We start from the raw sequence: 9,832 nt of genomic DNA, 5'->3' as shown, positions 1-9,832 counted from the left end.
TCGCACAGTTAAACAATTGTTGCTGTCGCTTCGCTTTCGCACAGTTAAACCATTGCTGAATGAAGATAAAAAGGCTCATATTATCCATAGGCATAGCAGTCTGTGAATAATATGAGCCTCTAGTTTACTAGTCAGCTTCGTTTTTTAATTCTTAGTAATATAATAAGAATAATAAAGAATTCGTTTTATTCTGTCAACGATTTATTTAATACTTAGCAAATGATTTTCATTCGATCACAACACACTTTCAATTTTTTGTTATTCCAAAAGGGCTCATCACAGCATCACAGATGAGACCATGGAGCGAAGCGGCTCATCGGATGCCCCAGCCGGAACATTATTTCCAAATAAATGTTATTTACTTAGTTTATTTAGGAAATATTAAAATGGCTATTATTATTAAAGAAAAAACCAGCTGTCGATTTTGTTACCGACAGCTGGTTTGCATCTTTATTTTATTCGAATTAATACGGTCTATAACGATGCCGTCTATATGGTGGATACGGTGGGTATGGTGGATAGTATGGATATTGATTAAATTGCGTTCCAAGTAACCCTCCTAAAAATCCTCCAAAAAACGGCGCACCGAAAGTCCAAAAGCCTCCTCCTGGGTAACCTCCGAAAAATGACATATGCTACCTCCCTTTTTACTCTATCGTATGAAGGAAGATACATATATCACATGTATATTGCCTACTCTATTTTTCTTCTCCTAAACGTTGCACAAAGTTTGCTAGTGTACGTACCATTACACCTGTACCACCTTTTGGGCCTAGGTCATGTACAGCAATAGCATCTGATGTTCCTGCAATATCTAAGTGAATCCATGGTGTATCACCAACAAACTCACCAACGAAGCCTCCACCAAAGATCATATGTCCATCACGACCAGGAGAGTTATTTAAATCAGCGACATCTGATTTACGAATTCGTTTTTTATCACTTTCTGTTAAAGGCATACGCCATACAAATTCATCCGTCTCTTGTGAAGCTTCCATGAAAGCCGCAAAGAATTCATCATCATTAGAAAGCGCACCTGTTTTATCCATCCCAAGTGCAGTAATCACTCCACCTGTTAACGTTGCAACATCGATAAGGGAAGTAACACCTTGTTGCTTAGCATATGTAGTAGCATCCGCTAATACAAAACGTCCCTCAGCATCGGTATTTAAAACTTCTACCGTTTTACCACTATATGTCGTAATGACATCGTCTGGCTTAAACGCTGTGCCAGATACCATATTATCAGTAGAACCAATAACGGCTACGACATTTTTATTAGGACGTAATTCGCCGATGATTTTCATGGCACCTAGTACTGCTGCCGCACCGCCCATATCGCCCTTCATGCCTACCATTGAATCTTTTGGCTTTAAGGAATAGCCACCTGTATCATACGTAACCCCTTTGCCGACAAGGCCAATTGGATCTTCAAAATTTTCAGTCGCTTTATACTTTAATGTTATTAAACGAGGTTCTTCATAGGAGCCTTGATTGACACTTAAAATACCGCCCATACCTAGTTCCTCTAGTTGTGCTTTATCTAAAATTTCAACTTCAAAATCATACTCCACTGCTAGAGATTCTGCATAATTAGCTAAATCTTTCGCTGTAAGTAGATTTGGTGGTAAATTGATTAAGCTACGTGCTTCGTTCACTGCATCTGCATAAATAACACCAACTTCAAAGCTTGCCACTACCTCATCTATGTCATCAACAGTAGTCACAAGATGAACACCGTCAATTCGCTTATCTACTTCATTGGAAGTTGTTTTGTAATGAGGAATTGAATAATAACCAAGACCTGTTCCTTCACCCGCTAAAAACGCAACATCTGCCACAGTAATAGTATCTGTCGTAAACGATTCAAGCCAAATTGAATATTCTTTAACTTTTAAGGCTCTAAGTTCCTTACCGACCAATCCAAAGGCTGCACGAACATCACCTTCTGTTAAGTTTTTACGTTCATCCAAACCAACAAATAAAATGCGTTTAAGATTTGAGTGGACTTTCACGAATGGCAATTTCGTAATTCTTTTTAGCTCTGTCGATACGTCCCCTGCACTAAGCCACGCATCAAGTGATTCTCCATAAAATGATGAGAAGCTTGCCCAATCCTGCATTTGCTCACGATGTTTAGTGACCCCTACTACTAACACCTCAGTAGAAATCGTTTCAAATGTTTTTGCTTCTTTTACAATATGCATGTAAATTCCTCCATTCAATATTTATTATACCTAAGTTTCAGAAAACACGTAATATTTGGCTTTTAGAAAATAATGAATGTTATAATAAAAGCAATTATAAGTGAAGGTTGTGATGATTATGAGTTTACTTCAAAATACCCCTTTACTCGTCGCCCTCTTTGCCGTTCTCTTTGCACAGTTTGTAAAAATCCCTATTCATTTTTTAATGACAAGACGAATTAACTGGGGCTTAATCACTTCCACTGGAGGTATGCCTAGCTCACACTCCGCTTCCGTAACAGGACTAACAACCTCTGTTGCCTATGAAACAGGGTTAGATTCCCCAATTTTTGCCGTAGCCGCTATGTTTTCATTTATCGTAATGTATGATGCGAGTGGAGTACGCTATCAGGCAGGTCAACATGCAGCTGTTTTAAATCAACTACGTAAGGACTTTCAACTACTGCTTCATGATTTTAAAAAATGGCCGCAAATGGATGGACAGGAAAAAATGGAAGAGCTAAAAACATTGTTGGGGCATAAAAGGAGTGAGGTATTTTTTGGGGCACTAACTGGAATTTTTATCGCCATCATAACCTACCAGTTTATTTTGTGAAAAGTTGACACATCCTCCTGTCGAGGCTGTGTTTTTTTGTTTATCGGAACACTTTTGTGATTTATCGGAATCATTTCGAGTTTTATCGGAAACTTTTCAAGATTTATCGGAAACATTCAAAAAAAAATCAGCGGATGTTTGGACACCCACTGAAAGAAGTTAAAACATTCGATATCCACTTTTACGTAAATAAATCATGACAATTCCAGCTACAATTGAGCCTGCAAAGCCACCAGATAAAATAGCAATATCTACAAATTGCAGTGCTTGCAACTTATCTAAAAGTGCTGGAAATGCGGAACCTGGTTTGAAAATATAATCAAAAAAGCTTACTTCATCGACAATAAAGATAACTACAATTGGATACACTATCGCCATTAACCATGTCATTCGTAGAAGCATATTCAATAAAAATCCGATACCAAAGAACATGACGAAAAATAACAAAATTGAAATGATTAACTGTACTATTGAAACTGGACCATCCATGTATGTATAACCTCCGTTTTCCTCTCATTAGTTTACATGATTACTACAACGCTTTCAATGAACATATCCTTGATTTCGCTTGTTCGTCATATTTAGGAAAATCATTAAGTACATTCCGTTACTGGGAGACGCTCCTTGGGGCAAAGCTCTTCCTCTGTCACATTATTTTTTAAAGAACAATCTATAAGAAGAATATCCAAATACATCCCCTGGATTAATACCTTCAATTCCCTCTAATTGGTGCCTTTCAAATTGGTTGGCTGCCATTTCCTTTAACATAACTGATGTCATTTCATCCTGTGCAAGCTCCTTTGGATACATCCATTTCGCTTCTAATAATTCATTTTCCTGAATGCAAATCTTCTGTTGCTCATCTTTCATCCGACAATAAAAAATCGCCATATTATCACTAATGTCACCACGAATTACACCCGTTCGAAAACCGATTAAGCCAGATACATAGCAATCGATACCTGTTTCTTCCTTTAATTCGCGAACAACCGCTTCATCCACGGTTTCACCAGCATCGACAAAACCAGCTGGTAATGACCATCTTCCTTTTAATCCGCTATAAGCCTTTTTGACAACTAGCCATTGACCTAGCTCATTTACAGTAACCCCTGCTACACCTAACCAAACTTTTCCTCTATCTTTTCTCATCATCATCACCTCTATAACACTATTATAACGGCCTATTTTCCATATATAGAAGTATTAATTCAGAATTTTATGGTTACTCCACAGTGCTAGTCATAAAATACTCGTGTACACCAATTTTGTAATTATGTTACACTCGTTACAATGACTGAATATTCCCTCATTTCAAAGGAGGAGAGTTTTTGTTAAATGAACTATCACCTAGTACAAAGTTTTTTATTACGGCGATCGTATTACTTTTAATATCGCCCATTATTATTTTCATGTTGCCATTAACTATTTCTCAAACATTTTATTTTAGTAGAGATAATATCGTGCTGATTACGCCAACAAACAACTTCACTATGCTTTTCTTAGCAATCGCATTAATTATTTTAACGTTCATCATGCTTGGATTCAAAAGAAATAAATACACCTATTTGATTACGATTATAGTAATTATGAGCAGTCTGGTTTTAGGCTATTTTTCTCTTGTAAGTTATATCGCTATACAGAAAACACAAATTATTTTTAAAGAATTTCATCATCAAACCACATATGAATGGCCGGATATTAAAGAAGTCATTTATGAATATGAAGTAGGTACAGTAGGCACTTATTATTTTCAAACTAAAAATAACGAAAAGTTTGTCATTGAAGAAAACGGGCAATTTGGCGGAGAGGAAAAAAGCGCCATTTACCATTTAGCAAATGAAAATGGCGCTACATTCGTAGAGCGTGAGAAGGTAGAGTAACTACTGGGTTAAAATCTAAGGAAAATCAACTGCTCATTTTCTATCCTGAATTTTTTAGTTTTTAAAACCAGCGCCAAAAAAAGCCTCTTTCGCATAGGACGAGAGAGGCTTGCCAACTTTTTTCGCAGCAGTATTTGGTCTACTTTCCCCAAATAGTGTATTACTTTTTTCATTCGTATATTCGTTTGCATCACTAAATCCAAAGAATCTTATGCTTTCAAATGCTCCAAATTCCAATTAAGCTTTAATATTTTTTTTAATTTGGTCACTTGATCTTCTCCTATAGTATTGATCAGCTGTTGTTCAATCTCAGCTTTATAATGTTCGTTCTTTTCAAAACAGTCTTGACCAAATTCAGTCATATGAATTGCTTTATGTTTTTTACTATGTTCGACATTGATAACCTTCACTAATCCTTTTGCTTCCAAACTTTTAATAAATTTATGGGTTGCTTGTCTTGAAAAATCAACATCCTTAGCTACTTCTGAAATCATAAGTTCCTTTTTATAAATTCTACCCAAAATATACCATTCTGAGTTTGAAATATAAATACTATGATGTTTATTCCACTTCTCTTCAGCAAGTCTTCGAAGTAGTTCGTGACGTTCGCTCAACAAATCAATTACATCTCGATTCTGCAATTTGTCCTTCAGCTAGTTCACCCTCATTCCATATTTTTCGTTATTAATATACAAAAAAACAACAGTAATCGTCAATCAAGTTGACAAATTTCTTTTAATTGCTTATAATTATTTTAGTCAACTAAGTTGACAAAAAAGTTTGTTGGAGGGAATATACATGTACAATGTTGGCGATGTAGTCATTTATTCATCACATGGACTTTGTTCTATTGAAGATATTTGTGAACAAACCTTTAACGACATTACTAAAACTTATTACGTTTTACAACCACTAAATGAACCACAATTAGTCATTCATACCCCTATTGACAATTCCAAAAAACACCTTAGAGACATTATTAAAAAAGAAGAAGCCCTCAAAATTTTACATTCATTCACATCACCTGGCGTCGAATGGATTGAACAAAACACTAATCGATTGAGATTTCATCTAGAAATAATTAAATCTGGTAATCGCCAAAAACAAGCAAACCTTTTAAACACATTGTTACGAAAAAAGCTCGAATATAGTGCGATTGAAAAAAAATTCCCTAACCAAGAAGAGAAATTACTGCAATCTTTACAAGATACCATTTTTTCAGAGTTCTCCATAGCTCTCAATAAATCATCAGATGAAATTTACGAATATGTATTAACACAGCTTCACTAACTGTGAATCATTAGTACATTAACAAGCCACGATTAGAAGAAATAATCGTGGCTTGTTTCCTATTAAAATGAATTTTAAATTCAAAAAGAAATACAAAAAGGTTCTACTCCACAATTTAAGCAATGTAATAATTCGTGTTTAAAATCTTCATTTTCTATTACTACCAAAGCATCCTCAATATCAAAAAATCCCACTTCTAAACTTTCAAAACTTATTTGTAACTCCCCGCCAATCGGAGTTGCTAGCCACCACATATTACAAATACTATTTTTTATTTCATGTGAAACACCACAAAATTTTATAATTTCGACTTCAATTCCAGTTTCCTCTTTTACTTCCCTAATAACTGTTTCTTTAATTGTTTCATTTATTTCAACACATCCACCTGGCAACTCCCAACCCCTAATCGGATCCTTTTTCAGCAGTATTTTATTTTGTTTATTTAACACAACAGCCCCTGATGTTAAGGTAAATTTGTGAATATAGATCCAACTCCTTTACTATTTAATTTACAAGTAATAAATAAGCAAAAATTCACCACATTACCTACTTGTGTTATATATAATACATTTTAATGACACATTAACTATATTCAATTCATTTTTATTAGGATGGTAAGAAATTGATGGTTGAAAAAACAACAATCACAAGTTTTAAATATCATTCTAAATGTCGTACGATTCAGTTCAAATCGGTACTTGTTACTATCAATCTCATTCGTTACACGTTTACTATACTGATTTCAATTACAAATATGTTATGCTATATTTTTCAATAGAATCAATATTCTGTCATTAACGAAGCTGAAATTTAAGGATAATAATTGAATTGAGGGATTACATTGATTAAATTAATTGACATTAGTAATAGAAATATCGCTAACGATGTATTATCTATTCAAATACCATCTTATGAGGTAGAAGCTAAAATAATCGGATACTCTGAAATACCACCATTGAAAGATAGCGTTGATACATTACTAAAATGCGAAGAAATTTTCTTTGGGTATTATGAAAATACAGAGCTTTGCGGCGCAATATCATTAAAAGTAGATAATAATGTTGCTAATATCCATAGATTAATTGTACATCCAAAGCATTTTAGAAAAGGAATTGCCCAGCTTCTTTTAAATTTCGCAATAAGTAATTTTGATGTTAAAAAAGTAGAAGTAGCGACCGGTTCGAAAAACACTCCTGCAGTTAATTTCTATCTAAAGAATGGCTTTGAAAAAACTAAAGAAGTTACAGTAAATGAACAATTATCTTTAACCTTTTTTGAAAAGAAATTATAAATCTTTATTGATGCTGAAAGATTCAACTCCAAAAATTTCAACATAACCTTTCTTATTCCCTACAACGCTCATTAAAGCTTTAAATTGTGATATTAGTAATCTCATGACGAAGAAAAAGCGCATGCCGAGTAATAATTGGCTGCGCTCTTTTTATTTACTTTGCTTTCTTATTCGTTTTCTTTTTCTTTTTCTTATACCACCACATATAAACACCAGTGAACATCAGTATAGATGGAGTAAGACCACCGATAGCATACAAAATTTTAGTAAATAAACCACCAAAACTACCGGTATGTAATGGAAAGTGCCATGTTTGATACGTAAGCCCACTATTAACATGTGGATCTAGCTTGCCCACTACTTTTCCGCTATACTGATCTAACCATACTTTTACATTTCCATTCCCTGGATCGAATGAACGGCTGAGACGAAATTCCACTGCGCCTTCCGGTGTTCCTTTTTCCACTTCTCCGGGTATTCTAACTTGCATAAGTGTTCCCTGAGGTACTGCTTTTTCAGCATTGCTTATCAATTCATCAAATGGAAGTTTACCACCTGGAAGGGGAGTTGAGATAAGCTGCTCTTCTGGAGGCATCACCTTTGCTTTTGCACCAAACCAACCAAAAATCATTTCATCATACGCAAAAAGTGCTCCTGTTAACGAAACAACCAATAAAAATGGAATGGAAACTCCACCAATGACTTTATGAAGATCATATTGCCGTACATAAGGGTTGGCAGCATTACGTCTTAAAATAAACCCACGTGTCCATTTTTTAATCCCCGGCCACCATAAATATAATCCTGATAATGTAATAAAAAAGAATATAAATCCAATCGTACCGATGATTTGCTCACCATTAAAATCTTTTAACAGAAGCTTTTCGTGAAACTCCGCTATTAGATTAAAAAATGCTTTATCCCCTAATGTTCCGTTTATGTATCCTGTTCCTGGATCGACAAATATGTTTTGTTGTTCTTCTCCTTCTTTGAGGCGGAATAGATAAACACCTCGAGCGTTTGGTTCACTTGGAGTGTATACACGGTCAATTTGACCATTTGGATATGCTTCTGATACAACCTGCATGGCTTCCTGGTACGTAACTTTTTCTCCTTCTGTTACTTTATACAGATCAGGATGCAGCATGCTGTTTAGTTCAGGTTCAAAGACTAGCAAACTTCCTGTTAAGCCAATTAGTACTATAAAAACCCCTGCTAGCATACTAAGCCATAAATGAATTTTTGAGATGATTCTACGTGTTTTAATATAAATGCCTTCTTTCCAAAAGTAGTATGAAATTATGAATGTAGTCAATACTATAAAGAGAATGATTCTCATTGTCAATAAGATATGATAAAAATCTTTTATTTTTATCAACAATTACATTTTCATTAAATAGTTATAAATATTCAAGCAATCAATTAGTAAATTAGTAGCAGTACATCATTTCATTAGGTTGGATATGCTAAGTTAAAAATCATTCTCCAAATACATTTCTTTCAAGTAGTGGACGCTTCTACTGTTAAATAACGCATATAATCAAAGCACATTTTCGATGTGATTTCTATAACATATCGAATCTTCTAATCATCCTCCAGTAGCCAATCGGTAAAATAACGCCAAGTGTTCTAATAATCCTCTTATGTCCTTCTTCGAATACCTTCGCCTATATTAGCAGTAATGAAATAATTCCATGCCTCAGACAAACCAATTCTATTAACGATCGTAATCGCTCCATTTTCACGTGTGCCCCTATTCTTGCTCTACGACGTTTAATAGAACGGTTTTCAGACATAAAAAAAGCGCTCCCTTCCGTATCGTTTTTCAATACGTAAGAAGCGCAGTTTAGCGTCACTATTCAAATATCCGATAAAAACCAACTAACAACTAGTCGGTGTACATACGTAAGCATGAAGTCCTACTGTCCGTTCAATTAATTAATCACAAACCTCAGGTGTACCTTCACGTTTTGCTGTTTTGAAAGACGTGCCACAGCCGCATGATGCGATTGCATTTGGATTGTCGATGGTGAAGCCTCCGCCCATTAGCGATTGTTTATAGTCAATTTTTGTCCCCATTATAATCGGCGCATCTTCACGGGAAACAAGAATTGTTAAACCATGTTGTACATCTTCAAAATCGTCTTCTTTTTTCTCTTTATCAAAATGCATGCCATACGATAGGCCGCTGCATCCGCCTCCATTAACAACTACTCGTAAAAAGGATCCTTGCTCTTCATTGTGCTCCATCATTTCATTAATGTGAAAGATGGCAGCTTCAGTAACTTCAATTACTTGCTTACTTGTCATCCCAATCACCTTCCTTCTTCTTATTATCATATCAATTTTGACTATTGTATGACAAACATTCAGCTTCGATAAGAATTTAGCTCATTACCAAAAGTTAAGAATGACATTTGTTAAAAAGTATACTATGTAGTTGATTGGAGTGGTGGCTGGGCGCCTTCTTGGGCTTACCCGATCACTTTTCACGGATACCTGATCACTTCTGATGCTTACCCGATCACTTTTCACGGATACCTGATCACTTCTGATGCTTACCCGATCA

General features: G+C 35.1%; 12 protein-coding genes. 4 read left to right on the top strand and 8 right to left on the bottom strand.

Going from position 1 to position 9,832, the window contains the following annotated elements; translation table 11 throughout:
• Window positions 1-464 precede the first annotated feature (464 nt).
• Entirely contained in the window at window positions 465-632 is a 168-nt protein-coding gene (locus QRN68_RS21815) for a uroporphyrin-III methyltransferase (protein WP_285399166.1), read from the bottom strand.
• A 66-nt stretch (window positions 633-698) separates the two neighbouring features.
• The gene (locus tag QRN68_RS21810) at window positions 699-2,207 is read right to left on the bottom strand and encodes a leucyl aminopeptidase (RefSeq protein ID WP_285399165.1); all 1,509 of its coding nucleotides are present in this window, start codon (window positions 2,205-2,207) and stop codon (window positions 699-701) included.
• Window positions 2,208-2,319: 112 nt separating this feature from the next.
• Between QRN68_RS21810 and QRN68_RS21805 the strand changes: the two genes are divergently transcribed.
• Window positions 2,320-2,802, top strand: a complete 483-nt coding sequence (locus QRN68_RS21805; protein WP_285399163.1) for a divergent PAP2 family protein — start codon at window positions 2,320-2,322, stop codon at window positions 2,800-2,802.
• A 159-nt stretch (window positions 2,803-2,961) separates the two neighbouring features.
• Here QRN68_RS21805 and QRN68_RS21800 read toward each other — a convergent pair whose 3' ends face one another.
• Together QRN68_RS21800 and QRN68_RS21795 are read right to left on the bottom strand one after the other, a co-directional pair.
• The gene (locus tag QRN68_RS21800; protein ID WP_285399161.1) at window positions 2,962-3,291 is read right to left on the bottom strand and encodes a YuiB family protein; all 330 of its coding nucleotides are present in this window, start codon (window positions 3,289-3,291) and stop codon (window positions 2,962-2,964) included.
• A gap of 162 nt (window positions 3,292-3,453) precedes the next feature.
• On the bottom strand, window positions 3,454-3,951 hold the full coding sequence (locus tag QRN68_RS21795; RefSeq protein ID WP_285399160.1) for an NUDIX hydrolase: 498 nt from the start codon (window positions 3,949-3,951) through the stop codon (window positions 3,454-3,456).
• 179 nt (window positions 3,952-4,130) lie between these two features.
• On the opposite strand from QRN68_RS21795, the gene QRN68_RS21790 reads away from it, so the two are divergent.
• The gene (locus QRN68_RS21790) at window positions 4,131-4,682 is read left to right on the top strand and encodes a hypothetical protein (RefSeq protein WP_285399158.1); all 552 of its coding nucleotides are present in this window, start codon (window positions 4,131-4,133) and stop codon (window positions 4,680-4,682) included.
• Window positions 4,683-4,891: 209 nt separating this feature from the next.
• Here QRN68_RS21790 and QRN68_RS21785 read toward each other — a convergent pair whose 3' ends face one another.
• Entirely contained in the window at window positions 4,892-5,323 is a 432-nt protein-coding gene (locus tag QRN68_RS21785; protein ID WP_285399156.1) for a MarR family winged helix-turn-helix transcriptional regulator, read from the bottom strand.
• Between the two features lie 157 nt (window positions 5,324-5,480).
• Here QRN68_RS21785 and QRN68_RS21780 point away from each other — a divergent pair, with 157 nt between their 5' ends.
• Window positions 5,481-5,972: a CarD family transcriptional regulator gene (locus tag QRN68_RS21780; protein WP_285399154.1), complete on the top strand. Its 492-nt coding sequence runs from the start codon at window positions 5,481-5,483 to the stop codon at window positions 5,970-5,972.
• An 80-nt stretch (window positions 5,973-6,052) separates the two neighbouring features.
• On the opposite strand, the gene QRN68_RS21775 is transcribed toward QRN68_RS21780, so the two are convergent.
• Window positions 6,053-6,454: an NUDIX hydrolase gene (locus QRN68_RS21775; protein WP_285399167.1), complete on the bottom strand. Its 402-nt coding sequence runs from the start codon at window positions 6,452-6,454 to the stop codon at window positions 6,053-6,055.
• 359 nt (window positions 6,455-6,813) lie between these two features.
• Between QRN68_RS21775 and QRN68_RS21770 the strand changes: the two genes are divergently transcribed.
• A complete protein-coding gene (locus tag QRN68_RS21770; RefSeq protein WP_285399153.1) occupies window positions 6,814-7,263 on the top strand; it encodes a GNAT family N-acetyltransferase in 450 nt (149 codons plus the stop codon).
• 154 nt (window positions 7,264-7,417) lie between these two features.
• On the opposite strand, the gene QRN68_RS21765 is transcribed toward QRN68_RS21770, so the two are convergent.
• The gene (locus QRN68_RS21765) at window positions 7,418-8,578 is read right to left on the bottom strand and encodes a PepSY-associated TM helix domain-containing protein (protein ID WP_285399152.1); all 1,161 of its coding nucleotides are present in this window, start codon (window positions 8,576-8,578) and stop codon (window positions 7,418-7,420) included.
• Between the two features lie 623 nt (window positions 8,579-9,201).
• Window positions 9,202-9,573, bottom strand: a complete 372-nt coding sequence (locus tag QRN68_RS21760) for a HesB/IscA family protein (protein ID WP_285399150.1) — start codon at window positions 9,571-9,573, stop codon at window positions 9,202-9,204.
• Window positions 9,574-9,832 lie beyond the last annotated feature (259 nt).

It is taken from the genome of Lysinibacillus sp. fls2-241-R2A-57 (assembly GCF_030209535.1).
Classification (GTDB): Bacteria; Bacillota; Bacilli; order Bacillales_A; family Planococcaceae; genus Lysinibacillus.
This window is presented reverse-complemented; position numbering and strand designations above follow the sequence as displayed.

Bases quoted from the DNA above. Each gene is read 5' to 3' on its own strand.
- QRN68_RS21810 (WP_285399165.1), bottom strand. From the start codon at position 2,207: ATGCATATTGTAAAAGAAGCAAAAACATTTGAAACGATTTCTACTGAG.
- QRN68_RS21760 (WP_285399150.1), bottom strand. From the start codon at position 9,573: ATGACAAGTAAGCAAGTAATTGAAGTTACTGAAGCTGCCATCTTTCAC.
- QRN68_RS21795 (WP_285399160.1), bottom strand. From the start codon at position 3,951: ATGAGAAAAGATAGAGGAAAAGTTTGGTTAGGTGTAGCAGGGGTTACT.
- QRN68_RS21815 (WP_285399166.1), bottom strand. From the start codon at position 632: ATGTCATTTTTCGGAGGTTACCCAGGAGGAGGCTTTTGGACTTTCGGT.
- QRN68_RS21780 (WP_285399154.1), top strand. From the start codon at position 5,481: ATGTACAATGTTGGCGATGTAGTCATTTATTCATCACATGGACTTTGT.
- QRN68_RS21805 (WP_285399163.1), top strand. From the start codon at position 2,320: ATGATTATGAGTTTACTTCAAAATACCCCTTTACTCGTCGCCCTCTTT.
- QRN68_RS21800 (WP_285399161.1), bottom strand. From the start codon at position 3,291: ATGGATGGTCCAGTTTCAATAGTACAGTTAATCATTTCAATTTTGTTA.